Consider the following 25,660-nt stretch of genomic DNA (forward strand, 5'->3'; position numbering starts at 1 on the left):
CCAGGGAAAACAGGGGGAAACGCCGGTCGCGGCCCGGCCGGGCCGCACCCACCTATGACGCCAGAGCCCGCGGTGCCGTTGCAATCGGTTTTCCGGACAGCACACCGCGCCACCGGCCCGCCGACCGGGCCCGGCCCGGACCCGTCCGGGGTCCGGGCCGTGCGCGGTGCGGTTCAGCCGCCGATCGCCGACATGGGGCGCGCGGGTTGCAGGAAGCTGGGGTCGTTGATTCCGTGGCCGGGGAGCTTGCTCGCGACCGCGGCGCGCCAGCGGTCGGCCAGCTCGGCGTCGGTGGCGCCGTCGCGCATGGGGCCGCGGAGGTCGGACTCCTCGCGGGCGAACAGGCAGTTGCGGATCTGGCCGTCGGCGGTGAGCCGGACCCGGTCGCAGGCGCCGCAGAACGGGCGGGTGACCGAACCGATGACGCCGACCGTGGCCGGGCCGCCGTCGACGTGGAACAGTTCGGCGGGCGCGCTGCCGCGGGTGTCGGCGTCGGCGGCCTCAAGGGTGAACTCGGCGCCGAGCCGGTCGAGGATCTCGTCGGCGGTGATCATGTTCTCGCGCCGCCAGCCGTGCTGGGCGTCGAGCGGCATCTGCTCGATGAACCGCAGCTCATAGCCGTGGTCGAGGCAGTAGCGGAGCAGGTCGGGCGCTTCGGCGTCGTTGACGCCGCGCATGAGGACGGCGTTGACCTTCACGGGGGTGAGCCCCGCTGCGGCGGCCCCGGCCATGCCGTCGAGGACGTCGGTCAGCCTGCGGCGCCGCGCCATGGCCTCGAAGGTCTCGGGGCGCAGGGTGTCGAGGGAGACGTTGACCCGGTCGAGCCCTGACTCGGCGAGGGCCGGCGCCATGCGGGCGAGCCCGATGCCGTTGGTGGTGACGGCCGTGTGCGGGCGCGGCGCGAGCGCCGTCGCGGCCGCGATGATGCCGGGAAAGCCGCGGCGCAGCAGCGGTTCGCCGCCGGTGAACCGGATCTGCTCGATGCCGAGCCGCGTGACCCCGATGGTGATGAGGCGGTTGATCTCGTCGTCGGTGAGGAGTTCGGGCTTGGGCAGCCAGTCGAGCCCTTCGGCGGGCATGCAGTACGTGCACCGCAGGTTGCAGCGATCGGTGAGCGAGACCCTCAGGTCGGTGGCCGTCCTCCCGTAGGAGTCGGCGAGTCCCGCCGCCCCGCTCGCGGGGTTCGGCGGCGTGAGTTCGGCCGGCACTGGGGCCACCTCCGGTAACGACAGCGGTGGGCGCGAACCGGCGCGGGCGGTCCGGCGGACCGCCCTGGCGTGGTCCCCGCCATGCCCCCAGCCTACGAGACCGGGGCCCGGACGGCTGCGCCGCCACCGGTCGAAAGGCGCGCCGCCGCCCCGAAGCGCCGCGGGGCAGCGCCCGCGGACCCGGCCGCTGCGGCGCGCGGGCCCGCGCCCCCATAGTCTTCCGGTGTCGTGGTTCGCGTCACAGTAGTCGAAGGGGTGCGCATGGTCAGCGAGGTCGCCGTACGCGAGTGGAATCTGCCGGGAGGGCCCGACGGCGCCGAGCGCCTGTCCGCGCGAGCGTGGGCGCCGACCGACGCCGAGCCGCGCTGGCTGGCGGTGCTGGTCCACGGCTACGGCGAGCATATCGGCCGCTACGAGTACGTGGCGCGGTACCTGTGCGCGGCGGGCGCCGCCGTCTACGGGCTGGACCACCGGGGGCACGGGCGCTCCTCCGGGGAGCGGGTGCTCATCGAGGACTTCACCGATGTGGTGGACGACGTGCACCGGGTGCTGCTCCAGGCGCGCAGCGCCTACCGCACCCTGCCGCTGGTGCTCATCGGCCACTCCATGGGCGGGCTCATCGCGGCCCGCTACTCCCAGGTCCACCCCGAGGAACTGGCGGCCGTGGTGCTGTCGGGGCCGGTGCTGGGGCGGTGGACGGCCGCGGCAAAGGCGCTCGCCGCGGCGGAGATCCCCGACGCGCCGATCGAGACCGACACGCTCTCGCGCGATCCCGCCGTCGGCGCCGACTACACCGCCGACGAGCTGATCTGGCACGGCCCGTTCAAGGTGGCCACGCTCAAGGCGCTGCACACCGAGATGGCGCGCGTCACCGCCGACGGCCCGCCCGGCCTGCCGCAGCTGTGGGTGCACGGCGCCGCCGACATGCTGGTGCCGATGTCCGACACGGGGATGGGCATCGCCGCCTTCGCCGGGGACGACTTCACCGCGCGGATCTTCCCCGGTGCCCGGCACGAGGTGTTCAACGAGACCAACCGCGACGAGGTGCTGGACGAGGTCGTGCGCTTCGCGCGGCGGTTCGTGCCGGCCGAGTGAGCCGCGGGCGCGGGCCCGGCACGGCCGGGCCCGCGCGGCGTCACTCGTCATAGAGGGCGTCGATCGCCCCCGCGTACTTGCGCTGGATGACACGGCGCTTCAGTTTGAGGCTGGGGGTGAGCTCCTCGCTCTCGGCGGTCCACTCCACCGGGAGCAGCAGCCACCGCTTGACCTGCTGGATGCGCGACAGCCGGGTGTTGGCCGCCTCGACGGCGCGGCCCACTTCGGCGAGGACGGCGGGGTGCTCGGCGAGCGCCGCCGGGTCGCGGGCGTCGAGCCCCGCGGTGTCGGCCCAGGCGCGGGCGGCCTCGGCGTCCAGGACGAGCAGCGCCACGAGGTAGGGGCGGCGGTCGGCGTAGGCGAGGGCCTGGCCGACGAGGGGGTGCTCCTTGAGCAGGTTCTCCACCTCGGCCGGTGCGATGTTCTCGCCGCCCGCGGTGATGATGAGCTCCTTCTTGCGGTCGACGACGTAGACGAAGCCGTCGTCGTCGACGCTGCCGATGTCGCCGGTGTGCAGCCACCCGTCGGGGTCGATGAGCGCGGCGGTCGCGTCGGGGAGGTTGTGGTACCCGGCGGTGTTGATGGGGCCGCGGATCAGCAGCTCGCCGTCGTCGGCCGCGCGGACCTCGATGCCGTCGACCGGCCGCCCGACGCTGCCGAACGCGTAGGACCCCATGCGGTTGGCGGTGGCGGCGCCGCAGTTCTCGGTCATGCCGTAGACGTCGCGGATGACGCAGCCCAGCCCGGCGAAGAAGTGCAGCACGTCCACCGGCATCGGGGCGGCGGCGCTGATCAGGTGCTCGGCGCGGTCGAGGCCGACCAGGGCGCGGATGGGCGCAAGGACCTGCTCGTCCGCCGCAGCGAAGCGCCGGGCGAGGTCGTCCGGCGGGGTCGCGCCGCGCTGCCCGGCGAGCACATAGGCGCGGGCGGTGTCGGCCGCCGCCTCCACCGCCGCCCGCTGCTCCTCCGACGCCGCGGCGAGCGCGCCGGACAGTCCCGCGCGCAGCTTCTCCCACACGCGCGGGACGCCGAACAGCCCGTGCGGGCGCACCATCCCGAGGTACATGCCGAGCTGGCGGGGGTCGGGGCAGAAGTGGATGTGGCCGGCGACCTTGATCGGCAGGTAGACGCTGAGGACGCGCTCGGCGATGTGGGCCAGCGGCAGGTACGACAGGGAGACGGAGTGGCGCGCCATCGGCGAGGTGCGGTGCGACACCGTGACCTGGTAGAGGACCTGGTGGTGGGTTTCGAACACCCCTTTGGGGGCGCCGGTGGTGCCCGAGGTGTAGAGCAGGGTGGCGTTGTGGTCCGGGGTGAGCGCGGCCATGCGGCGCTCGACGGGGCCGGGGTCGGCGGCGCGGCTGCGCCGCCCGCCGTCGAGGAACTCGTCCCACGACACGAACCGGGGCCCGCTGCCGGTGCCGGGGGCCGGGACGGAGGCGGCGTCGCAGAGGACGACGGTGTGCAGCGCGGGGAGGCGGTCGAGGACGGGTTCCCAGCGGGCGAGTTCGTCGGCGCCGGCGAGGACGGCCACGGTGGCGGCGCAGTCGGCGGCGACGTGGCCGATCTGGTCGGGGGCGAAGGTGCTGTAGACCGACAGCGGCACGGCGCCCGCGTGCACCGCGCCGAGGTCGGCCATCAGGTGCGCGGCGCAGTTGGGCAGCATCAGCGCCACGATGTCGCCCGGTGCGGCGCCGGCGTCGATGAACGCCGCGGCGAGGTCGAGCGCGGTCTGCCGGTAGGCCCCCCAAGTGGTGGTCTGCCATTGGCCGTCGGCGGTGGTGGCGCCGGTCCATTCGGACAGCGCGGGTGCGTCGGGGTCGCGCTGCGCTGTGTCGCGCAGCCAGTCGACCAGGGTCATGCCGTCGATTTCGGCGTCGACTTCCTGCCGGCTCTTCTCTGTAGCGTCCATGGTCCCGTCCCACGTGTCGATGTGTCCCAGATCACCATTGGTGGTCAGATCGGACCACGGCGGGGCGCACCGATCAAGGGCGGCGGGCGAGAATGCGGCGGGTCACCCGGTCAGAGGTAGGGGCCGCGGGGCTGCGCCGCCGGCCGGGCTGCGGTCTCGGCGTGGGCCCGCGCGAGCCGCCGCACGCCGTCGTGCAGCACTTCGGGGGGCTGGGTGTAGGCGAGCCGGACGAAGTGCTCCAGCGTGCCCTCGGTGCCGAAGATCGGCCCGGGGGCGGCGTGGACGCCGTTGCGGTCGGCGGCCTCGGTGAGCGCCGTCGCCGTGGGCGCGGGCAGCCGCGCCCACAGCACGAGGCCCCCGCTGGGGGTGACGAACCGCCACTCGGGCAGCTCCGCGCGCAGCGCAGCGACGAGCGCGTCGCGGTTGCGGCGGACCTGGCGGATGCGCTCGGCCCGGATGCGCAGCACGTCGGCGAGCAGGTGTGTGGCCGTCAGCTGCTCCAGGACGGGGCTGGACAGGTCGAAGCGCTGGCGCAGCGCCATGAGCCGGGCCGCCATGGGCGGGGTGGTGCGGATCCAGCCGATGCGCAGGCCGCCCCAGAACAGCTTCGCCGTGGACCCGATGCTGAACACCCTGCCGTCGCGGTCGTGGACGGCGGTGGGCGCCGGCTGGTCGCCGGGGTCGATGGCGAGTTCGGCGACCGACTCGTCCACGATCAGGGAGCTGCCCGCCCGGCGCGCCTCGGCGACGAGCGCGGCGCGCTCGTCGTCGTCCATGAGCGCGCCGGTGGGGTTGTGGAAGTCGGGGATGACGAACGCGGCCTTGGGCCGCCCCTGCCGGAACGCGTCGGCGACGACGTCCATCTCCCAGCCGTTGGGTCCGACGCCCATCGTGCGCAGCCGGGCGCCCCGCTGGCGTACGGTGTCGAGGGTGTGCGGAAACGTGGGCGACTCCAGCAGGACGCTGTCGCCCGGCTGCACCAGCAGTTCCATGAGCAGGGCCGCGGCGTGCTGGGCGCCGTTGGTGATGAGGATCTGGTCGGGTTCGGTGGGCAGGCCCCGCTCGACGTAGCGGCGGGCCACCGCGTGGCGCAGCTCGGGCAGCCCGAAGGTGGTGTACCCGCGCCCGCCGACGTGCGCGGCGAGCTGCTCCACCGCCATCCGCGCCGCCGCCTGCATGCCCTCGATGGCGGGCGGCGCGGCGATGCCGAGGTCGATGGGCTCGGAGCGCGGGAGGAGCACGGAGTCGTTGTTACCCGCGGTGGAGGGCAGCAGCGTCCAACTGCCGGCGCCCCTGCGGCTGTCGAGGAAGCCGTTCTCGCGCAGCCAGGTGTAGGACGCGGTGACGGTGTTGCGGCTGAGGCCCAGCGAATCGGCGAGGTCGCGCTCCGCGGGCAGCCGGGTGTGGGTGGGGATGCGGCCGTCGAGGATCAGCCCGCTGATGGAGCGCCCGACGGAGAGGTAGTAGGGGCGCGCCCGCCCGTCGCGGCCGATGAGCCGGGCGAGCAGGTGGCCGTTGATCCGGCGGGTACCGGCGGCCATGGGCGCCGCCTCCGATCGAGGGCAGGGTCGGCGCGCCGAATCGGAGCACGCCACTTCTCATAATTGGATCTACCGTACTGGCCGGGAAAAGGCCAATATTGCCTGAGCGGCCCAGTCTGTCACGAGTTCGGCGCCGTCTCCATCGCCCGCGAACCACCCAAGGAGCACGCCCCGTTGTCCGCGCCGTCCGCCCTCGTCCGCCGCGTCTTCCTCACCCCGGCCCTGCCCGGGCCGCGGTGGCGCCGCCTCGTCCAGCTCGCCGTCGGCCTCTACCTGTTCGGGCTCGGCTGCGCCCTCCCGATGGTCTCCGGCCTGGGCGCCAACCCGTGGGACGTGCTGCACCAGGGGCTCGCCCAGCAGACCGGCCTGACGGTCGGGACGTGGACCATCATCATGGGCGGCACGGTGATGCTGCTGTGGATCCCCCTGCGCCAGCGCGCCGGCATCGGCACGTTCAGCAACGTCGTCGTGGTCGGCCTGTCGGTCGACGTGTCCCTGTGGTGGCTCCCCGAGGTCGAGGGGCTGCCGGCCCGCATCGCCGCACTGCTGCTGGGCATCCTGGTCCTCGCCATCGGCACCGGCTGCTACATCGGGGCGCGGCTCGGCCCGGGCCCGCGCGACGGCCTCATGACCGGTCTCGCGGCCAAGGGCTGGTCGGTGCGCGCGGCCCGCACCACCGTCGAGGTGTCGGTGGTGGTCCTCGGCTTCCTCCTCGGCGGGACGGTCGGCGTGGGGACCCTGCTGTTCGCGGTCGCCATCGGCCCGCTCGCCCAGGTGTTCCTGCCGCTCCTCGACGTCCCCGTCCCGGACGCCGGGCCGCCGCCCGCCGGCGGCGCGACCTGAGCGCAATGCCCGAAGCGCCCCGTCCGCCCGCATTGCGGCCCTAACGTGACCTGACGAACGGCCCTTCGGTGGCTCGGGCACCGCGCGGCGCAACTAACGTGGCCGGGACCGGCGATGCCGCCTCCGGCGGGGACCGTCGGGGTATGAGCATCAGAAAGCCACGATGACGCCGCACCGCTGCCCGTCGAGGGGCTCGCGGACGTTCCAGAGTTGGATACGGTTTCAGCGGCAACGTGATCTTGGCGTACGTGAACTCTGTTTTTTCTCTGGGGGTGAGCCGCGTGTCCAAGCGGATTGAGGACTACGCGCTGATCGGCGACATGCAGACCGCCGCTCTCGTTGGACGCGACGGCTCCATCGACTGGCTGTGCCTGCCGCACTTCGACTCTCCGGCGTGCCTGTCGGCGCTGCTCGGCGACGAGCAGAACGGCAACTGGTCGCTGCGCCCCACGCATCCCGAGGCGAAGGTCGTCCGGCGGCGCTACCGGCACGAGACCCTGATCCTCGAAACGGACTGGGAGACCCCCGAGGGCGCCATCCGGGTCATCGACTTCATGCCGCCGCGCGGCAGCGCCCCGCACGTGGTCCGCATCGTCGAGGGGCTGCGCGGCTCCGTCCCCGTCGAGACCGCCGTGCGGCTGCGCTTCGACTACGGCAACGTGGTGCCGTGGATCCACCGCACCGGCAACGAGATCGTCGGCGTCGCCGGCCCCGACTCCGTCTGGCTCAGCTCGCCGGTGGAGTTCGAGGGCCACAACTTCGTGCACGACGCCGAGTTCACGGTCGCCCCCCGGCAGAAGACCCCGTTCGTCATGACGTGGCACCCCTCGCACGTCGAGGAGTCCGCCCACCTCGACGCCGAGAAGGCCCTCAACCAGACCGAGAAGTTCTGGCGGGGCTGGGTCGAGCAGTGCAACTACGAGGGCGACTACCGCGACGCCGTCGTCCGCTCCCTCATCACCCTGAAGGCGCTGACCTACGGTCCCACCGGCGGCATCGTCGCGGCCCCCACCACCTCCCTGCCCGAGGACATCGGCGGGGTCCGCAACTGGGACTACCGGTACTGCTGGCTGCGCGACGCCACCATCACCCTCGAGGCGCTGATCCGCAGCGGCTTCAGCACCGAGGCCTACGCCTGGCGCGAGTGGCTGGTCCGGGCGGTCGCGGGCGAACCGCAGCACATGCAGATCATGTACGGGGTGCGCGGCGAGCGGCGGCTCGCCGAATGGGAGGCCGACTGGCTGCCCGGCTACGAGAACTCCCGCCCGGTGCGCATCGGCAACGCCGCGGTCGGCCAGTACCAGCTGGACGTCTACGGCGAGGTCATGGACGTGCTGCACCTGGCGCTGCGCTCCGGCCTGCACAGCGGCGAGCACGTGTGGGGCTTGCAGCGGTCCCTCGTCAACTACCTGGAATGGTGCTGGGACTCCCCCGACGAAGGGCTGTGGGAGGTGCGCGGGCCCCGCCAGCACTTCGTCCACTCGAAGGTCATGGCGTGGGTCGCGGCCGACCGGGCGGTCCGCATGGTCGAGGAGTTCGGCAAGGAGGGGCCGGTCGAGCGCTGGCGCGCGCTGCGCGACACCATCCACGCCGAGGTGTGCGAGTACGGCTACGACTCCGCGCGCAACACCTTCACCCAGTACTACGGCAGCAAGGAGCTCGACGCCGCCCTGCTGCTGATCCCCGAGGTCGGCTTCCTGCCCTACGACGACCCCCGCGTCATCGGCACCGTCGAGGCCGTCCGCGACGACCTGATGATCGACGGATTCGTCATGCGGTACCGCACCGACCGCGACGACGTCGCCGACAAGCTCCCCGGCCACGAAGGCGCGTTCCTGGCGTGCAGCTTCTGGCTCGCCAACGCGCTGCTGTCCATCGGCCGCGAGAAGGAGGCGCGCGAGCTGTTCGACCGCCTGCTCGCGCTGCGCAACGACGTCGGGCTGCTCGCAGAGGAGTGGGACGCCAAGGAGGGCCGCCAGATCGGCAACTTCCCGCAGGCGTTCAGCCACGTGCCCCTGGTGACCACCGCGCTCAACCTGTCGCGCCACGACGGGCAGCGGCGCGCCGAGTACGCGCCGTACTCCGCGCCGATCGCGGGATCCGGCGAGGAGGCCGCGCCGACCACGCGGCCCTGAGCGGGGCGGGCAGCGGGAGCCGCGCGGGCGGGTACCGGCGGGTGAACGCAGTAGGCGGAGAGGGCGGCGGGCGGTAGGCGCCGCCGACGTCCCTGCCCGGCGCCTGCCGCGCGCCGCATCCGGTCCGGCACCGGCCGACCGCCGGTCGTCCCGTGCCGCGCGGCCCGACAATCCCGGCGGAAAGTGGGTAGTGCCCCCCGCACGACCGTGCGCGGCCGGCGCCCGGTCCCCTCTCCTGCTAGGAGTCGCTCATGGTCGGCAAGGCGGCAATCCCCACCATCATCGTGATCTGGCTGCTGATCGGCGTGTTCGCGGCGATCCAGCGCGGCTACTTCGACAGCGGCGAGCAGAACTGCGCCTCGCTCGGCACCACAGCGGTGACCATCCTCGCCGGTCCGCTGAACTACGTCGGCGTGAACCCCACCCTCGAATGCCCCGAGGTCCCCCAGCCCTCCAAGTAGCGCCCGCCCGCACGCCGCGGTGGCACCCGCGCCCTGGTCACTGGCCGGACTGGTCCGACTTCGCGCCGAGTGTCACCGTGACGTCGGCCTCCGCGCCGTCGGGGCCGCGGTAGGTCAGCTCGACCCGGTCACCGGGCTTCTTCTCGTTGACCAGCAGGATGAGGTGGTCGGAGTTGCGCACCTCCTCGGAGTCGAACTCCACGATGAGGTCGCCCGGGCGCAGCCCCGCTTCGTCGGCGGGCCCTCCGGGGGTGATCGGCGGTGAGTCGCCCGCGTCGCCGCTGTTCTGGCTCTGGATCTTCGCACCGCCGGAGGAGTTGTCGGTCTCCAGGACGACGCCTATGGCCGCCTCGCCGCCACCCGAAGCGCCCGCCGATGGTGACGGCGACGGCGGGGCGGACTCAGGCTCGGACCCGGCCGGGGGCGAGGCCTGCTCCGGGGAGTCGGGCGACTGCGCACTCTCGGGCTCGTTGGCCGGCGCCTGCTGCGTGCCGCCGAGGAGCCAGTACATGCCGCCCGCGCCGCCCGCGAGGCACAGCACGATGAGCAGCGTCATACCGATGAGCGCGGGCGCACGCGACTTCTTCCGCTTCGCCGGCCGTTCTCCTCCCGGCACCGCGCCCATGGGGGCGGTGGGGGCCGCGCCGGCGGGCCCGCCGGGCGCCCCGGCCCCGAGGTGGGGCGCGCCGCCCCCGAACGCCGGTTGAGGGGGCTGCGGCGGCGGCTGCTGCGGGCGTGCCCCGCGCATGCCGCCCACGGGGCGCTGCGGGCCCACGCCGAACGACTGCTGGGGCGCAGTGGGCGGCGGAGCGGCGAACGAGCCGTGGTTCGGGCCGGTGGGCGGCCCCGCGGGCGGTGCGGCGTTGGGGCCGGTGGGCGGCCCGGCGTTGGGGCCGGTGGGCGGCCCGGCGTTCGGGCCGGTGATCCGCGGCCCCTGCGGGGGGCCGCCCTGCGGCGGGGTGGCGGCACTCGGGGGCTGCTCCGCCGGCGGAGGGCCGCTCGGCGGGCCCTGCGGCAGCGCCGACTCGACCGCGCCGCCGGCGTCCTCCGCGGGCGCCTGCTCGGCCGCTGCGGGGCCGGACGGCTCCGGCTCGCCGGGTTCGGCGGCCGGGCCCGACACCATCGCGGCGTCGGCTCCGGCGGCGCCTGCCGCGGCCGCTCCCGCCGCGGCCCCGGCCGCTCCGGGGTTGGACACCGGCGCGCTCCACGGCACCGACGTGCTCACCGAGCGCAGCGTGGTGATCCAGTCGAAGGCCGACGGCCGGTCGGTCGCCTCGGCGGAGAACATCGACGTGATCCGGTCGCGCTGCTGCGGACCCGCGGCCTCCACCGCGGGCAGTGCGGCGAACCGCTCGCGCAGCTGCTCCGGAGCGGGCGGCGGCTCCTCCCCGGCGAGCACGAAGTAGACGATGGCGCCGAACGCGTAGCGGTCGGTGGCGGCCGAGTACTCGCCGTTGAACACCTCGGGTGCCGCGTAGCCGGGGGTGAACCACGGCTTCGCGGTCATGTGCCGGGTGGCGATGCGGCTCAGCCCGAAGTCGACCAGCGTCGCCTGGCCCTCGTCGCTGATCATGATGTTGCCGGGAGAGAGGTCGCCGTGCACCACCGCGCGCTTGGACGGGGTGGCCCGCCCGGAATGCAGCCAGTCGAGGACCTCGGCGATCTGCTCCAGGTGGCGCAGGACCTCGCGCTGCCCCTTGGGTCCGTCGACGGCGTGCTCGGCCCGCCAGTCGCGCAGGTCGATGCCCTCGACGTAGTTCATCACCAGGAACAGCGACCGGTCGGTGTACTCCGCCGACTCGCCGCTGCGGTGCTCGGGCACGCCCTCGAAGTGCTCGCGGACCCCCACGACGCCGAGCCGGTTGATGAACCGCAGCAGTTCGGCCTGGTCGTTCCAGCGCGAGCTGAGATCGCGGAACTGCTCCTCGTTGACCGCGACATCGGAGTTGAGGACCTTCACCACGACCGGCTCGGTCTGCCCGGCGAGGGTCACCTCGGCGAGGTAGAGCGTGGCCTCTCCCCCGCGTCCGACCGACCTGACCAGGCGGTATTTGTCCGGGTGCGAATCGGGGCCGACGAACAGCGCAGAACTCAACGCGAACACTCATTCCGGTCAGGCGGGTGGCGGGGGAAGGTGGGGCGCTGGACAAGGGTAGCGGCACCGACAGCGCACCAGGATCGTCGGTGGCGCACGGGATCCGGGCGGCGTCCGGGCCGTGTCCGGGCCGAGTCCGGTCGGCGCCCGGGCCGAGGAGAGGACGGTCGGCACCCGGTCGGTGTCCGGGTCGAACAGAGGGCGGTCGGCCGCGACGGGATACGCTGCCGCCCGACAACGGATCCGTGCGCGTCCGCGCCGCGAAGGTGATGGAGACGATCAGGTGGAACGGGTGCTCGGTGGGCGGTACCGGCTGGGCGAGCGGCTCGGCGCCGGCGGCATGGGCGAAGTGTGGAGCGGCGTCGACGAACTGCTGGACCGCCCGGTGGCGGTCAAGCTGGTGCGGCCGGAGCTGGTGGGCTCCGACGACGCTCTCGACCGGTTCCACCGCGAGGCCCGGATGACCGCGCGCCTCGCCGGCCACCCCAACATTGTGATCCTGTACGACTTCGGCGAGCACGAGGACTCCGTGTACGCCGTGATGGAACTTGTACGCGGGCGCACCGTCGCGGCGTCCGCGCGCGGCGGCGGGCCCATGCCCATCGCGCAGGCCGCCGACTGGGTCGCCCAGACGTGCGCCGGCCTCGGCGCCGCGCACGCGGCCGGGATCGTGCACCGCGACGTCAAACCGGGCAACCTCATGTCGACCTCGGCCGGGACGGTCAAGATCCTCGACTTCGGGATCGCGGGCTTCCACGAGGCCGCCGTCCAGAGCAGGCGGCTCACGCGCACCGGCGAACTCATGGGCACACCGTTGTACATGTCGCCCGAGCAGATCCAGCGGGCGGCGGTCGGCCCGCCCAGCGACCTGTACTCGCTCGGCGCGATCCTGTACCGGCTGCTCACCGGCGAGCCCCCGTTCCACGCCGAGGACCCGTTCCCGGTGCTGCGCATGCATCTCCAGGACCGGCCCGAGTCGCCGCGCGCGCTGCGCCCCGAAATCCCGGCGGAGCTGGCGGGGCTCATCCTCCAGATGCTGGCGAAGTCGCCGGCCGACCGGCCGGAGGACGCGGAGGAGGTCCGCACGCGGCTCGCCCCGTTCCTGCCGTCCGCCTCCGGCCGGGACCGGCCGGGCGGCGGCGCAACGGCGGAACCGGACGGACCGTCCGACACACCCGACGACGAACCGACCCACGACGCCACCCGCATCGAACCCACCGCAGGGGCCACCCTGCACCAGCCAGGGGACACGGCCCGAAGACCGGCGAGCGGCGCAACAGAGACACCGGACGGACCGGCCCACACACTCGACGACGAACCGACCCACGACGCCACCCGCATCGAACCCACCGCAGGGGGCACCCTGCACCAGCCGCGCGGCTCGGCGCCTCCTCCCCTCACCCCGCGCCGCGCCGTCGAGTTGCGGCTCGACGCGATCGAGGCCGACGCGGAGAACGGCTACCTCGCGACCGCCGCGCAGGCGCTCCAAGACCTCCGCGCGGACCTGGAGGAGATCTACGGCGCCGACCACCCCGAGACGCTGAAGGCCCGTCGCAAGGGCGCCTACCTGGCGGGCAAGGCGGGCTACCCGGCGCACGCCGCCGAGCTGTTCGCCGCGCTCGCCGCCGACAACGAGCGGGTCCACGGCCGGGCGCACCCCGAGACCCTGGCTGCGCTGCACTACCTCGCCGTCAACGCGGGGCGGATCGGCGACCACGCCCGCGCCGCCCGCGTCCACGAGCACCTGCTGCCCGATCTCGCCACCGTCCACGGCGCGGACTCCGAGCGGGTCCTCACCGCCCGGCTGCACCTCGCCCACGAGGTGGGCGAGGCGGGCGAACCCGCGCGGGCGGCACAACTCCTCGAATCGCTGCTGCCCGACCTCGCCCGCGTCCTCGGCGCCGCGCACGCCACGGTGCTGCGCGCCCGGCACTACGCCGCCGCGTACACGGGCCACGGCGGCGACCCCGCGGAGGCGGCGCGCCGCTACCACGAACTGCTCGCCGACACGGTGCGCGTCCACGGCGCCGGCCACCCCGAGACCAGCCGCGCCCGCGACCGCCTGCGCCAGTGGCAGGACCGCGCCCGCTGAGACCCGCGCGGACCCCGGGCCGCGCAGTGCGCCCGGGGCGGACCGCGGCCCCCCAACGCGGCGCACTCACCACGGCCGCCCGCGCCCGAAGCACCGCGGCACCAACGGACTGCGGCCACACAGCGCGGCGCGCTCACGACGACCGCCCCCGCCGGAAGCGCCCCCGGCACCTTCGGACCCCTGGCCGCGACCGAGGGCGGTGCGCTGGGCGGATGACATCTGTCATGGGGATCACGGGCGCGATCGCATCGCGACGGGGTGACCGTTGCGACTACTGTCGGATTCCCCGTCGCGACACGCTGGATTCCATGACGGCCGGACGAACGGATCTCGACATCACCTCCACCTCACCGCGGCGGCCCGCGCCCGACGGCTCCGCTGGCGGGCCCACCGCCGATGGGCCCGCCGCCGACGCCGCCCCCGGTGCGACCACCGCCGCGTCCCCGCCCCAGGGCGACCCCGCTTCGATCGGGCAGCCCGATCGGCCCTACCTGCCCTGGCGTGGCAAGGCGACCCGCACGGACAAGGCGCTTCTCGGCGCCATCCTCGGCGTGCTCGCCCTCATGCTGGTGCTGTGGCCGCTGCGCCCCTATCTGATCGCCTCCCACCCGGTGCTGCTGGCCTTCGTGACCGGGAGCAAGGCCGCGGTCGGCGCGGCCGCTGCGTACGCACGCATCGGCGAGGTCCCGTTGTGGCTCGCGGTGCTCGCGGGGACGGTCGGCATGTCGAAGTTCGACTGGCTGTTCTGGTGGACGGGGCGGCAGTGGGGCCGCGGCATCGTGAACATGTTCGCCCAGGGTGAGCGCGCCAGGAAGCTCGCCGAGAAGACGCGGCACATGAACCCCTGGTTCATCCGGACGGGCGTCGTCCTGGCGGTCCTGCCGGGGGTTCCCAGCGCGCTCGTGTACGCCCTGGCGGGGTGGACGGGGATGCGGCCGGCGACGTTCATCGTCCTGAACGTCCTCGGTTCGCTGCTCATGGCAGGGCTGGTCGCCGGAATCGGGTACGGGCTCGGACAGGCGGCGGTGGACCTCGTCATCGCCATCGACGACAAGGCGATCTGGATCAGCATCGGCATCGTGACGGCGATCTCGGTGGCGTCGAGCTACAAGGCCCAACGCGCCGCAGCGCGCAAGAAGGCGGCCTGAGCGGCGCGCGGAATCACGGCGGCCGAACAACGCGCGGAGTCGCGAGGGCTGAGCGGCGCGCGGAACCGGGCTGGGGCAAGGGTTTCAGTGATCGGCGCATTCCGGTCATCAGCGTCGGCGCCGACCGATAGTGTTCGGTGCCATGTCTGGACGACCCCTCCACGAGATCATGGACGCCGGGTGGGCCAAGGCCCTCGAACCCGTGGCCGACACCATCACCGCGATGGGCGAGTTCCTGCGCAACGAAGTCGCGCAGGGCCGCACCTACCTCCCCGCCGGCGAGAACGTCCTGCGCGCGTTCCAGCAGCCCTTTGACGACGTTCGGCTGCTCCTCGTCGGCCAGGACCCGTACCCCACCCCGGGCAACGCGGTGGGGCTCAGCTTCTCGGTGGCACCCGATGTGCGGCTGCCCGGCAGCCTGCGCAACATCTTCAAGGAGATGGGCGACGACATCGGGGCGCCCATGCCCTCCAACGGCGACCTCACCCCCTGGACCGACCGCGGTGTGCTGCTGCTGAACCGGGCGCTCACGACCATGCCGGGCAAGCCGGGGTCGCACCGCGGCAAGGGCTGGGAGAAGGTCACCGACTGCGCCATCCAGGCGCTGGCCGCCCGCTCCAAGCCCATGGTCGCCATCCTGTGGGGCCGCGACGCCCGCAACCTCCGCCCGCTGATGCCCCAGGTCCCGTGCGTGGAGTCGACCCACCCGAGCCCCATGTCGGCGAACAACGGCTTCTTCGGGTCGCGGCCCTTCAGCAAGGCCAACGCCCTGCTCGAAGAGCAGGGCGCCGAGCCCATCGACTGGCGGCTCCCCTAGCCGTCAGTCCACCTCCCTGTCGCGCGGGGTGGCGGCGAGTTCCGCGTCGCTGCGTTCGATGCAGAACTCGTTGCCCTCCGGGTCGGCGAGCACGACGAACCCCATTCCGTCGTCGGTGCGGAAGTCGGCGTACAGGGTGGCGCCCAGGGCGATCACCCGCTCGACCTCTTCGTCGCGGCTCGCGCTGTTCGGGCCGAGGTCGAAGTGCAGCCGGTTCTTCACCGTCTTCTTCTCGGGCACCTGGAGGAACAGGATGTTCGGCTGACCGTGGGGGGTTTCGACGAGGGCTTCGTTCGCCCCCGGCTGGTCCTCGTTGCTGATCGGCGATCCGACCACAGCGCCCCAGAAGAGGGCGAGGGTGTAGGGATCCTCGCAGTCGACGGTGACAGTGCGGATGGGTGACGGCACAGAACGGGCCTTTCTGTCGCGGGTGCGCGCGGTCGTCCGGCGCACGGGGGCCTTCGAGTCTGTCCACAGAACAGCTCGGCGACAAGGATTATTCGGGACGGCACGTTGAGCCTGTGTTACGTGAGGCGGTTGGATGGGCGTGCGCCCCAATTCCGACCTGTGTGGAAGGAACCCCGCCGATGGCCGGTTCACTGTCCTGTTCGCATGCGCTGCGCCTGCTGGGCCACCGCGACAGCCGGGTGCTGGACGCCGCCGGCGCGTTGACCGGTGCGGGCGCCGAGGCGTCCGGCGTGCCGGGGCTGGGCGCGCTGACCACGCTGCTCATCTCGCACGGTGCCGACGCGGTCCGGCACGTGCGCGAGCGCATGGCGGGGCTGAACCGGCTCGACCGCACGGAGCGCATCGCCGCCGCGCACGCCGTCATCGTGGTGGCGGCCTACTTCGAGGCGCTCGACGCCGTCCTCGCCGAGGACCCGGACGGCCCGCGGCTGCGCGACCTCGACCTCGGCGGCGCCGAGCAGGTCGCCCTCGCGACCTCGGGTCGGCTGCCCGAAGGGTACGGCGGCATCGTCATGACGCTGCTGGAGTCGCCCATCCCGCTGCCGTCGGCGCACCGGCCCTACGAGGACAACATCCTGCGCGTCTCCGCGCTGTACGACGACATGACGAGGAGCCTCGTCGGCTACCTCGGCGGCATCGACCGCGACGGCGGGGCGAGCGCCAAGGCCGTGCGCTCCGTGCTGTTCAAGGGGATGGCGCCGAACGGCACGACGCTGCTCGACACCGCGTTGGAGCGTTACGCCTCGACGTTCCGGGAGTTGGCAGCGGCGGTCCCCGAGTTCGCCGTGTGGGCGGGCCTGCTGGACCACCAGGCCACCCGGCGGGCAGCGGGCGCGGCGGCGGCGGAGATCGGCGCCCGGATCGACGGCATCGGCACGGGGCTGGCGGGGCTCGGCGCGCTGCTGGAGACCATTGCGTCCGACGCCGCACCTGACCAGCGCCGCGCCGATCTGGCGGCCCGCCACCGCGCCGTGCTGGACCACCGGGTGCTGCGCGCCGACGACACGCCGTCCGGCCTGGTCATGCCGCGCCTCGCCGACGCCTACCTCGACCCGCGGGGCCGGATCACCGCGGTCGGGCCCGAGAGCGATCCCGCCTCCGACAGCTGGTGGTCGGCCGTGCCGGTGCGCGACGACCTGCCCAGTGTCATCGCGGGGCTCCTCACCTCCCCCGAGGCCCTCGACGCTCCCATCGTGATCCTCGGCCACCCCGGTGCGGGCAAGTCCAAGCTGACCGAGATCCTCGCCGCCCGGCTGCCCGGCGTCGACTTCCTCACCGTGCGGGTGGAGCTGCGCCGCGTCCCGCCCGACGCACCGGTGCAGGACCAGATCGAGACCGCCGTCCGCGCCGCCATCGGCGAGGACGTCGCCTGGCCGGAGCTGGCGCGCTCCGCCAGGGGCGCCGTGCCGGTGGTCATGCTCGACGGCTTCGACGAGTTGGTCCAGGCCACGGGCGTGAACCGCTCCGACTACCTGGAGCAGGTCCGCGACTTCCAGCGCCGCGAAGCCGAACTCGGCCGCCCCGTCGCCGTCCTCGTCACCAGCCGCACCGTCGTCGCCGACCGCATGCGCTTCCCCAAGGGGACGGTGGCCGTCCGGCTGGAGGCGCTGAATGAGCCCCAGATCGGCCGGATGCTGGAGGTGTGGACCGCGCACAACGCGCGCGGCCTCGCCGCGCGCGGCCTCACACCGCCGCCGCTCGACACCCTCCTCGCGCACCGCGACCTCGCCGAACAGCCCCTCCTGCTGATCATGCTGCTGCTGTTCGACGCCGACACCAACGCGCTCCAGCACCACGAGTCGGAACTGGGCCGCTCCGGGCTGTACGAGCAGCTGCTGACCCGCTTCGCGCGGCGCGAGGTCGAGAAGCACGGCGCCCACCTGGACGAGCGCGACACGGTGCAGGCAGCGGAGGACGAGCTGCGCCGCCTCGAAGTCGTCGCCATGGCGATGTTCGCCCGGCACGCCCAGACCGTCACCCGCGACGACCTCGAACAGGACCTGTCCGCCCTGTTCCCCTCAGGGTTCCCCTCAGGGGGTTCGGCGCCGGGCCCCGAATCCGGCCTGCACGGCACCGTGGGCGACGCGGAACAGCTCCTCGGCCGGTTCTTCTTCATCCACGAGTCGCAGGCCCGCGAGGACGACCACACCCGCAGCGTGTACGAGTTCCTGCACGCCACATTCAGCGAGTACCTGGTGGCGCGGCTGGTGGCGGCGGCGCTGAAGGAGGTGGTCGAGGAGCGGCGGCACGCGGCCGCCCGGCGCCGGTTCAGCCAGCCCCTGGACGACGGGCTGCTGTACGCGGTGCTGTCGTTCGCCGTTCTCGCGGGCCGCGCCCCCGTCGTGGAGTTCCTGGACGACCAGCTCGCCCGGCACCTGGAGGAGCATCCCGGCGACCGGGCGGAGTACCGCGCGATGCTCACCGACCTGCTCGCCGAGGCCGGGTACCCGCAGCCGCACCGCTCCCTCGCCGACTACGAACCGGTGCGGTTGAACTCCAGCTCCCGGGAGGCCCACTACACGGCGAACCTGGTGCAGCTGCTGGTCCTCGTCGCCGAGGAGCCCGTCAGCCTCCAGGAGCTGCTGCCGCGCGCCGCCGACACGACGTGGGAGTGGCGGCGCCTCACCAGCATGTGGCGGGCGCTGTCGGCCGACGAGTGGTACGGGATGGTCGACGGGATCCGCACCCGCCACCTGGACTACGACACCGACGCGGGGTACACGGTCATCCAGCGCGAGGACGGCTCACCCATCAACTACGGCGAGTGCGTCGCGTTCGAGCTGCCGCGCGCGCCGGTCTCCGTCATCGACCCCTACACGGTGTCGATCCCCAACAGCGGCCTGACGTCCAAGCTCATCCGCTCCACTGCCATGCGGGTCCACGGGACGTCGGCCCGGCAGTTCCTCGTCACGGCCCCCTACGTCGTGAACGTGTCGGCCGACCTGTTCACCTGGTACCTCGACAGCACCGACGACGGAGTGTGGTGCGAGCTGCACGACATCCTGCACCTGCGCACCAGCCTCCCCGACCACGACTGGGACGGCCGTGTGCGCAGCTACCTGCGCATCTTCGGCGAGACCCCGCTGCTCGGCCGGTTGGAACTGACGATGCTGCGCCAGGCCGCCGAGGACTTCACCCTGCTCGGCGACGCGCAGCGGCGCATCGAACTCGCCGCGGTCATCGACGGCTACCTGGCGCGGGTGCGGGAGGTGGTGCCGGGCCCACGGCTCGGCGTCGACTTCGTGGAACCGGTCCTCGCGGCGCTGGAACCGCACATCGGGCGCCCCGAACGGCTCGACGCGATCCGCACGATGATCCCCGACGAGGAACCCGCCGATACCGTGCTGTGAGCACCGTGCGGGCATAGCCTGAACATCCGGGCATACGCCCGCAGACCGGACCACCCCCATTCCGGAAAGGCCGCCTCCGATGGCCCGCACCTATACCTACAACGACGCCCTCAAGATCCTCGGCCACGGGCAGAGCCCCCTGGGCGCGCTGTCAGAGAAACTCGTGGCCGCGGGCACCGAGGCTACCGCGGTTCCCGGCCTCTCGACGCTGGTCAACCTGTTCGTCTCCTACGGCAAGGACGCCGCGACGACCGTGCGGGAACGGCTGTCCGGCGTCGACCGGCTGACCCGCAGCGAGCGCATCGCCGCGGCGCACCACATGATCGCGATCGGTGCGTTCTTCGAGGTGGTCGAGGAGACCCTGGTGGAGACGGAGCCCCGCTACCGGCCAGACCCCCGAGATCTCCGCGCAACGGAGCTGGGGCGGCTCCTGGACGTCCCGGACGCCAGCGCCATCGACAACCTCGGCATCATCCGACTCCTCACCACGCGTGTGCCTCTGCCCTCTCCACAGCACTCTTTCGAGGAGAACTGCGCGCGGGTCGGGGGGACGTTCGCACTGGCGTGCGAACACGTCAACATGCTCAGCGGGAAAGCGGCCGGCATCTCCGAAGAGGCGTACACCGACCTCTTCACCGACCACTTCGATGCCCGTTCCACCACCGAACGAGCGGTGCGCCGCTACACCGACCACTACCGGAGCCTGATGGCGGCGGTCCCCGAGTTCGACGCGTGGGCGGGGATGCTCGACCACCAGGCGACCCGGCACACGGTCCGTGCGACCGCAGAGGCGACCTATGCGCGCATCGAGGCTCTGGGCACCGGCATGGCGGCCCTGCAAACGCAGCTCGAAGCGATGTCGACCGGCGCCGCCATGGACGACCGCCGCAGAGAACTCGCGCTGCGCTACCGGGCGGCGCTCACGAAACCGGTGCTGCCCACCACCGAGGCGCCCGAGGGGATCACCCTGCCGACATTGGCGGACGCCTACCTCGACCCGCGCGGAAGGGTGACCGAGGTGGGCGCCGACTCCCGCCCATCGGTGGAGAGCTGGTGGGAGCTCGTCGATGTCCACGATGATCTCCCCGGTGTCCTCGCCGGGCTGCTCACCTCCCCCGACGCGCTCGACCTGCCCTTGGTCGTCCTCGGCCATCCGGGCGCTGGCAAGTCCAAGCTGACCGAGATCCTCGCCGCACGGCTGCCCGGCGCGGAGTTCCTGGCCGTCCGGGTGGAACTGCGGACGGTCGCGCCCGACGCACCCGTGCAGGACCAGATCGAGCAGGCGGTCCGCGAGACCACCGGTGAGCGGGTGCCCTGGCCGGAGCTGGCGCGCTCCGCCAAGGGCGCCCTGCCGGTGGTGATGCTCGACGGCTTCGACGAACTCGTCCAGGCCACGGGCGTGAACCGCTCCGACTACCTGGAGCAGGTCCGCGACTTCCAGCGCCGCGAAGCCGAACTCGGCCGCCCCGTCGCCGTCCTCGTCACCAGCCGCACCGTCGTCGCCGACCGCATGCGCTTCCCCGACGGCACGACCGCGATCCGACTGGAGGCGCTGAACGACGCGCAGATCGGCCGGATGCTGGACATCTGGAACGCGCACAACCGGCACTCCTTGGAACCGCGCGGCCTCGCCCCGCTCCCCCTCGCCACCCTGCTCGCGCATCGCGACCTCGCCGAGCAGCCCCTCCTGCTGATCATGCTGCTGCTGTTCGACGCCGGCGGCAACGCCTTGCAGCGCCACCGCGACGGCCTCGGCCGGGCCGGCCTGTACGAGCAGATCCTCACGTCCTTCGCCGAGCGGGAGGTGCACAAGCAGCACGCGAATCTGAGCGGCCGCCAGTTCGCCGACGCCGTCGACGAGGAGCTGAGCGGCCTGGAGTTCGTCGCCGTGGCGATGTTCGTCCGGCACCGCCAGACCGTCACCGCCGACGAGCTCGGCGCCGACCTCGCCGCCCTCGCCGACGACGGCACACCGGATCCGGGGGCGGCCGACCCGGGGATGCACGGGCGCGTCAGCGCCGCGGACCGGCTCCTCGGCCGGTTCTTCTTCATCCACGAGTCGCGGGCGCGGCAGGAGTCCGCCGCGAGCGTGTACGAGTTCCTGCACGCCACATTCAGCGAGTACCTGGTCGCCCGCCTCATCACGGGGTCGCTGAAGGAACTGGCGGAGGACCACAAGACACGCGCGAGGAGGCGCCGCACGGCCGGCAGGCTGGACGACGGGATGTTCTACGCGGTCACCTCGTTCGCGGCGGTGAGCGGGCGGGCGGCCGTGGTCGAGTTCGCGCGCGACCTGCTCGACGCGCACTTCGCCGACCACCCCGAGGACCGCGACACCTACCTCGCGCTGCTGACCGACCTCCTCCGCGACGCGCCGTACGGCCGCCCCAACCGCTCCTTCGCCGGTTACGAGCCCGTGCGGCTGCCCCTCAGCACACGCGAGGCGATCCACTCGGCGAACCTGCTGGTGCTGATCGTCCAGGTGCATCCCGAGCCGATCGACATCGCGGACCTGCTCGACCCCGCGGCGAACGTGAGTCCCATGCACGAGTGGCGCCGCATGGCGGGGCTGTGGCGCGGAATGGCCGACGAGGAATGGCACGGGCTGATCGACTGCGTCCGGGTGCGGCACCTGGACTTCTGGGCCGGCGAGGGCCGAGGACGGAGCGTGGTGCAGCGGGAGGGCGGCGAGCCGCTGAACCTGGGCGAGTGCATCGGATTCGGGTTCGAGGAGGGCCCGATCTCCGCAGCGGACCCCTATGGCGTGGTGCTGCCGTTGGCAAAGGACGGCCATGTCCTGCTGCGCTCGACCGCGCTGCGGTTCCTCGGTACGGCCGCGAACCAGTACCTGCTGCTGATGCCGTTCATCAGCCATGTGGACCGCAAGGAGTCGCTCGCGACCTACTGGGCCGACGTACGCGCGGACCTGCGGGCCGACAGGCTCGTCCCCAGCGAGGAGCGGTCCGCCTACTCGCACCCCTACGACCTCATGGAGCTGCGCCTCGGGCGCCCCGATGCGCACCCGCGGCTGCGCCTCGCCATCTACAAGCGGCTGCTCACCCACCCGCACGGGCGCTATGTGTGGATCACGCCACTGAGGCTGGTCGTACTGCGTCAGGCCGCCGAAGACCTCGCGCTGCTCCCGCAGGAGGATCCGACCGCGGCAGGACTCCGGGAGATCCTCGCCGACTACCTGAAGCTCGAAGAGGCATTCGACGACCGTACCGACGTCGACTTCGCCCGCCGGACACTCGACCTGCTGGAGCCGCATCTCCCGTACCCGGAAGTCTTCGCGGGGGCCCGCAGGAGGCTGGCCAGATATGCGGACCTGCCCGGGACCGTGAGCCGGCGCCCGGCTGAGCCGGCGGAGGACCTTCCCCGGCTTCCGACGTCGGACCGGGGATCGGACGCACCCGCGCCGCCCCGCAGCGATCCCGGCGACGCCTATGGCCGTCTGCGGGTGCGCCGCCGAGACCAGTCGGAGTAGGGGCGGGACTCCCCGGACGGCTCCGGCGGCTGACGCGTCGTCGCGCGGTCGGCGACGGTGGGCACGCACGCAGTGAACGCGATGGGAGAACGGGCATGGCACGGTCCTACGTGGTCACCGGGGGCGGCCGGGGTGTCGGGCGCGCGGTGGTCGAGCGGCTGCTGGACGACGGGGGGTGCGTCGTCGCGTTCGAGCGCGACCCCGCCGCGCTCGACTGGGCCGGGGACCACCCCGCCGGGGCGCGGTTGCGCGCCGTGGCCGGGGACGCCTCGCGCGAGGCCGACGCCGAGCGGGCCGCCGACGCGGCGCAGGAGGCGGGGCCGCTGGCCGGGTGGGTGAACAACGCGGCGGTGTTCCGCGACGCCGCCGTCCACACCGCCACGGCCCGCGAGGTGCTGGACCTCGTCGCGCTGAACCTCGACCCCGCGATGGTCGGCTGCGCCGTGGCGGTCCGCCGGTTCCTTGCCGCGGGGACGGGCGGCGCGATCGTCAACGTCTCCTCGCACCAGGCCCGCCGGGCGGTCCCCGGCTGCCTGCCCTACGTCACGGCCAAGGCCGCCGTCGAGGGGATGACCCGCGCCATGGCGGTGGACTACGGGCCGCGGGGGATCCGGGTGAACGCGGTGGCGCTGGGGTCGATCGCGACCGAGCGCTACGCCGACTTCCTCGACGGGCAGGGCCCGGACGCCGCAGCCCGAATCGAGCGGGAGATGGCGCGGCTGCATCCGGTCGGCAGGGTGGGGAGCGCCGCGGAGGTGGCGGGGGCGATCGCCCACCTGCTGTCCGCGGACGCGGGGTTCATCAACGGGGCGACGGTGCCGGTCGACGGCGGCCGGTCGGTCCTCGCCCACGACCCCGAGGAGCACGGCCCGCAGGCGTAGGCGCCGCCCGGCCGATGGGCGGGGCGGCGGACGATCTAGGGTCGGGTGGGTGCCCCCGGATTGCCGCAGCCACCGCAACCCGCATTGATTCAGCCTTGACTTATATAAGCTCAAATTGGGATACTTCTGGCCATGCACGCGTTCGATGTGCTCGGTGACCCCGTCCGCCGCCGGATCCTTGATCTGCTCGCCGATGGCGAACTCTCGTCCGGCGAGGTCACGTCCGTCGTGCAGGAGGAGTTCGGCATCTCCCAACCGGGGGTCTCGCAGCATCTGCGGGTCCTGCGCGAGAACGGGTTCACGACCGTGCGCGCCGAGGGCACCCGCCGCCTCTACTCCGTCGACCCCGCACCGTTGCAGGAGATCGACGGCTGGTTGGAGCGCTACCGCCGGTTCTGGAGCCAGCCGCTCGACGCCCTCGCCACCGAACTGGCCCGCGGCAGGCGCGAACGGCGCTCGAAGAGCGAAGAACCCGGCGAAGAACGATGACGGCACCGATGAGTTCCGGCCGCGGCACGGGTCCATAGCGGCAGCGCCGCGCGCCGCGGATGCGCGCGGCATCCCACGCTCAACCGTATGAAAGGGCCGTACCCATGAACTGGACCCTCGAAGTCGTGAGCCTCCCTGTCGCCGATGTCGACCGCGCCAAGGAGTTCTACGCCAAACGGCTGGGCTTCGCCGTCGACCACGACACCGCGCCCGCTCCCGGCGTCCGCGTCGTGCAGCTGACCCCGCCCGGATCGGGCTGCTCCGTCGTCCTCGGTGTCTCGTCCATGGAGCCGGGCAGCCTCAAGGGCCTGCAACTGGTCGTGCCCGACATCCGCAGGGCCCGCGCCGAACTCGCCGAGCGGGGTGTCGACGCGGGCGAGGTGGTGGTGCTGGCCCCCGAGGGGCAGCGCGCGCCCAAGGACGACGAAGACCTGAACAACGTCGGGTTCTGCTTCTTCGACGACCCCGACGGCAACAGCTGGGCCGTTCAGCAGATCAACCGCGGCGGCTGACCGCCCGCCCCGGGGCGCGGCAGGGAGCGTGGGCGCGGAATCGCGCGAGGCCCCACTGCCTTTGACTTGGAGCGTGAGTATTGGCCTTGGCCCGATGCGAGGGTGGGCGCCGAGAGCACCCTCCCTCGCAGCGGACCCGGGCAAGGCTGCCGGGAAGCCTGGGCACCGTCCCTTGGGGGCAAGGACGCCCTCGCCCCCGCACGCTCTCGCACCCATGACGCGCCGAGGGCGGCGGGCCCTCCGTTGTCACCCGGGGTCCGAGCGCAGCAGGGCGATGTAGCCGTCCTCCAGCGTCGGGGCGACGGGGCGTCCGCGCGGCGGCGCTGCCCCGGCGACGACCCGTTGCCCCGCGGGCGAGGCGCGCACCACTGTCGACCGCGCCCCCGCGGGCGCGTCCGCGGGCACCTCGTAGGTGCGGCCGCGCGCCACGGCGGCCAGGTCGCCGACCGCGCCGTGGAACACCAGGCGGCCGCCTGCCAGGACGGCCGCTGTCGAGCAGGCCTGCGCCACGTCGTCCAGGAGGTGGGTGCTCAGCACGACGGTGCGGTCCCTGCCGAGGTCGGCCAGCAGCGACCGGAAGCGCATCCGCTCCTCCGGATCCAGGCCGGCGGTCGGCTCGTCGAGGACGAGCAGCCCGGGATCGCCCAGCAGGCTCTGCGCGATGCCGAGGCGCCGCCGCATCCCCCCGGAGTACGCCGCGATCCGGCGCGCCCCGTCGTCCGTCAGCCCGACGCGGGCGAGCAGCTCCGCGACGTGGGCGCGGCGGAACCGGCGGTCGCCGATCCCCTTGAGGAGCGCCATGTAGTCGAGGAACTCCCGTCCGGTCAGGTCGGGGTAGGGGCTGAGTTCCTGGGGCAGGTAGCCGATGTCCCGCTGGGCCGCGCGGCGGCCGCTGCCGGTGGCGAGGTCGCGGCCGCCGACGGCGACCCGCCCCGCGGTGGGACGCAGCGCCCCGGTGAGGACCCGTAGGAGGGTGGTCTTCCCGGCACCGTTGGCGCCGAGCAGGCCGACCGTGCCGCACCGGACCCGCAGGTCGACACCTGCCAGTGCACGCACACCGCCCCGGAACGCCTTGGTCACCCCACTCATTTCGATGGCCATGCGCCCTGTTTCCGCCGGCTCCTCA

Annotated in this window: 18 protein-coding genes; 12 read left to right on the top strand and 6 right to left on the bottom strand. The window is 73.2% G+C overall.

What is annotated here, in order from left to right:
• Positions 1-173: 173 nt before the first annotated feature.
• The gene (gene moaA, locus CLV63_RS04345; protein WP_106581544.1) at positions 174-1,208 is read right to left on the bottom strand and encodes a GTP 3',8-cyclase MoaA; all 1,035 of its coding nucleotides are present in this window, start codon (positions 1,206-1,208) and stop codon (positions 174-176) included.
• Positions 1,209-1,469: 261 nt separating this feature from the next.
• Between moaA and CLV63_RS04350 the strand changes: the two genes are divergently transcribed.
• Entirely contained in the window at positions 1,470-2,303 is an 834-nt protein-coding gene (locus CLV63_RS04350) for an alpha/beta hydrolase (protein WP_106581545.1), read from the top strand.
• Between the two features lie 40 nt (positions 2,304-2,343).
• On the opposite strand, the gene CLV63_RS04355 is transcribed toward CLV63_RS04350, so the two are convergent.
• Together CLV63_RS04355 and yczR are read right to left on the bottom strand one after the other, a co-directional pair.
• The gene (locus CLV63_RS04355) at positions 2,344-4,215 is read right to left on the bottom strand and encodes an AMP-dependent synthetase/ligase (RefSeq protein ID WP_106581546.1); all 1,872 of its coding nucleotides are present in this window, start codon (positions 4,213-4,215) and stop codon (positions 2,344-2,346) included.
• A 110-nt stretch (positions 4,216-4,325) separates the two neighbouring features.
• The gene (yczR, locus tag CLV63_RS04360; protein ID WP_106581547.1) at positions 4,326-5,756 is read right to left on the bottom strand and encodes a MocR-like transcription factor YczR; all 1,431 of its coding nucleotides are present in this window, start codon (positions 5,754-5,756) and stop codon (positions 4,326-4,328) included.
• Between the two features lie 174 nt (positions 5,757-5,930).
• On the opposite strand from yczR, the gene yczE reads away from it, so the two are divergent.
• The 3 genes from yczE (at position 5,931) to CLV63_RS04375 (ending at position 9,195) form a co-directional block, all read left to right on the top strand.
• Positions 5,931-6,599, top strand: a complete 669-nt coding sequence (gene yczE, locus CLV63_RS04365; RefSeq protein WP_106581548.1) for a membrane protein YczE — start codon at positions 5,931-5,933, stop codon at positions 6,597-6,599.
• Positions 6,600-6,865: 266 nt separating this feature from the next.
• The gene (locus tag CLV63_RS04370; protein ID WP_245928587.1) at positions 6,866-8,734 is read left to right on the top strand and encodes a glycoside hydrolase family 15 protein; all 1,869 of its coding nucleotides are present in this window, start codon (positions 6,866-6,868) and stop codon (positions 8,732-8,734) included.
• Positions 8,735-8,985: 251 nt separating this feature from the next.
• The gene (locus tag CLV63_RS04375) at positions 8,986-9,195 is read left to right on the top strand and encodes a hypothetical protein (protein WP_106581549.1); all 210 of its coding nucleotides are present in this window, start codon (positions 8,986-8,988) and stop codon (positions 9,193-9,195) included.
• A 37-nt stretch (positions 9,196-9,232) separates the two neighbouring features.
• Here the strand turns inward: CLV63_RS04375 and CLV63_RS04380 are convergent, their stop codons facing one another.
• The gene (locus CLV63_RS04380) at positions 9,233-11,290 is read right to left on the bottom strand and encodes a protein kinase domain-containing protein (RefSeq protein WP_146165510.1); all 2,058 of its coding nucleotides are present in this window, start codon (positions 11,288-11,290) and stop codon (positions 9,233-9,235) included.
• A 283-nt stretch (positions 11,291-11,573) separates the two neighbouring features.
• Here CLV63_RS04380 and CLV63_RS04385 point away from each other — a divergent pair, with 283 nt between their 5' ends.
• The 3 genes from CLV63_RS04385 (at position 11,574) to CLV63_RS04400 (ending at position 15,347) form a co-directional block, all read left to right on the top strand.
• Entirely contained in the window at positions 11,574-13,382 is a 1,809-nt protein-coding gene (locus CLV63_RS04385; RefSeq protein WP_245928571.1) for a protein kinase domain-containing protein, read from the top strand.
• Positions 13,383-13,690: 308 nt separating this feature from the next.
• On the top strand, positions 13,691-14,530 hold the full coding sequence (locus CLV63_RS04395) for a DedA family protein (protein WP_211301147.1): 840 nt from the start codon (positions 13,691-13,693) through the stop codon (positions 14,528-14,530).
• A 142-nt stretch (positions 14,531-14,672) separates the two neighbouring features.
• Complete coding sequence (locus CLV63_RS04400) at positions 14,673-15,347, top strand: uracil-DNA glycosylase (protein ID WP_106581552.1); 675 nt, start codon at positions 14,673-14,675, stop codon at positions 15,345-15,347.
• A 3-nt stretch (positions 15,348-15,350) separates the two neighbouring features.
• Here CLV63_RS04400 and CLV63_RS04405 read toward each other — a convergent pair whose 3' ends face one another.
• Complete coding sequence (locus tag CLV63_RS04405; RefSeq protein WP_106581553.1) at positions 15,351-15,755, bottom strand: VOC family protein; 405 nt, start codon at positions 15,753-15,755, stop codon at positions 15,351-15,353.
• A 179-nt stretch (positions 15,756-15,934) separates the two neighbouring features.
• Between CLV63_RS04405 and CLV63_RS04410 the strand changes: the two genes are divergently transcribed.
• The 5 genes from CLV63_RS04410 (at position 15,935) to CLV63_RS04430 (ending at position 24,534) form a co-directional block, all read left to right on the top strand.
• Entirely contained in the window at positions 15,935-19,165 is a 3,231-nt protein-coding gene (locus tag CLV63_RS04410; RefSeq protein ID WP_106581554.1) for an NACHT domain-containing protein, read from the top strand.
• Between the two features lie 79 nt (positions 19,166-19,244).
• Positions 19,245-22,652: an NACHT domain-containing protein gene (locus tag CLV63_RS04415; RefSeq protein ID WP_106581555.1), complete on the top strand. Its 3,408-nt coding sequence runs from the start codon at positions 19,245-19,247 to the stop codon at positions 22,650-22,652.
• Between the two features lie 95 nt (positions 22,653-22,747).
• Positions 22,748-23,533: an SDR family NAD(P)-dependent oxidoreductase gene (locus tag CLV63_RS04420; protein ID WP_106581556.1), complete on the top strand. Its 786-nt coding sequence runs from the start codon at positions 22,748-22,750 to the stop codon at positions 23,531-23,533.
• 132 nt (positions 23,534-23,665) lie between these two features.
• Complete coding sequence (locus tag CLV63_RS04425) at positions 23,666-24,022, top strand: ArsR/SmtB family transcription factor (protein WP_106581557.1); 357 nt, start codon at positions 23,666-23,668, stop codon at positions 24,020-24,022.
• Positions 24,023-24,126: 104 nt separating this feature from the next.
• Positions 24,127-24,534, top strand: coding sequence for a VOC family protein (locus tag CLV63_RS04430; RefSeq protein WP_106581558.1), 408 nt, complete (start codon positions 24,127-24,129; stop codon positions 24,532-24,534).
• Positions 24,535-24,780: 246 nt separating this feature from the next.
• On the opposite strand, the gene CLV63_RS04435 is transcribed toward CLV63_RS04430, so the two are convergent.
• Positions 24,781-25,635, bottom strand: coding sequence for an ATP-binding cassette domain-containing protein (locus CLV63_RS04435; RefSeq protein ID WP_106581559.1), 855 nt, complete (start codon positions 25,633-25,635; stop codon positions 24,781-24,783).
• Between the last annotated feature and the right edge of the window lie 25 nt (positions 25,636-25,660).

The sequence above is a fragment of the Murinocardiopsis flavida genome (genome assembly GCF_003014485.1).
GTDB classification, from domain to species: Bacteria; Actinomycetota; Actinomycetes; order Streptosporangiales; family Streptosporangiaceae; genus Murinocardiopsis; species Murinocardiopsis flavida.

What these genes read in the sequence shown, in the direction of transcription:
- yczR (WP_106581547.1), bottom strand. Translation starts at nt 5,756, where the DNA reads ATGGCCGCCGGTACCCGCCGGATCAACGGCCACCTGCTCGCCCGGCTC.
- CLV63_RS04395 (WP_211301147.1), top strand. Translation starts at nt 13,691, where the DNA reads ATGACGGCCGGACGAACGGATCTCGACATCACCTCCACCTCACCGCGG.
- CLV63_RS04350 (WP_106581545.1), top strand. Translation starts at nt 1,470, where the DNA reads ATGGTCAGCGAGGTCGCCGTACGCGAGTGGAATCTGCCGGGAGGGCCC.
- CLV63_RS04430 (WP_106581558.1), top strand. Translation starts at nt 24,127, where the DNA reads ATGAACTGGACCCTCGAAGTCGTGAGCCTCCCTGTCGCCGATGTCGAC.
- CLV63_RS04410 (WP_106581554.1), top strand. Translation starts at nt 15,935, where the DNA reads ATGGCCGGTTCACTGTCCTGTTCGCATGCGCTGCGCCTGCTGGGCCAC.
- CLV63_RS04355 (WP_106581546.1), bottom strand. Translation starts at nt 4,215, where the DNA reads ATGGACGCTACAGAGAAGAGCCGGCAGGAAGTCGACGCCGAAATCGAC.
- CLV63_RS04415 (WP_106581555.1), top strand. Translation starts at nt 19,245, where the DNA reads ATGGCCCGCACCTATACCTACAACGACGCCCTCAAGATCCTCGGCCAC.
- CLV63_RS04375 (WP_106581549.1), top strand. Translation starts at nt 8,986, where the DNA reads ATGGTCGGCAAGGCGGCAATCCCCACCATCATCGTGATCTGGCTGCTG.
- CLV63_RS04435 (WP_106581559.1), bottom strand. Translation starts at nt 25,635, where the DNA reads ATGGCCATCGAAATGAGTGGGGTGACCAAGGCGTTCCGGGGCGGTGTG.
- CLV63_RS04425 (WP_106581557.1), top strand. Translation starts at nt 23,666, where the DNA reads ATGCACGCGTTCGATGTGCTCGGTGACCCCGTCCGCCGCCGGATCCTT.
- CLV63_RS04420 (WP_106581556.1), top strand. Translation starts at nt 22,748, where the DNA reads ATGGCACGGTCCTACGTGGTCACCGGGGGCGGCCGGGGTGTCGGGCGC.
- CLV63_RS04400 (WP_106581552.1), top strand. Translation starts at nt 14,673, where the DNA reads ATGTCTGGACGACCCCTCCACGAGATCATGGACGCCGGGTGGGCCAAG.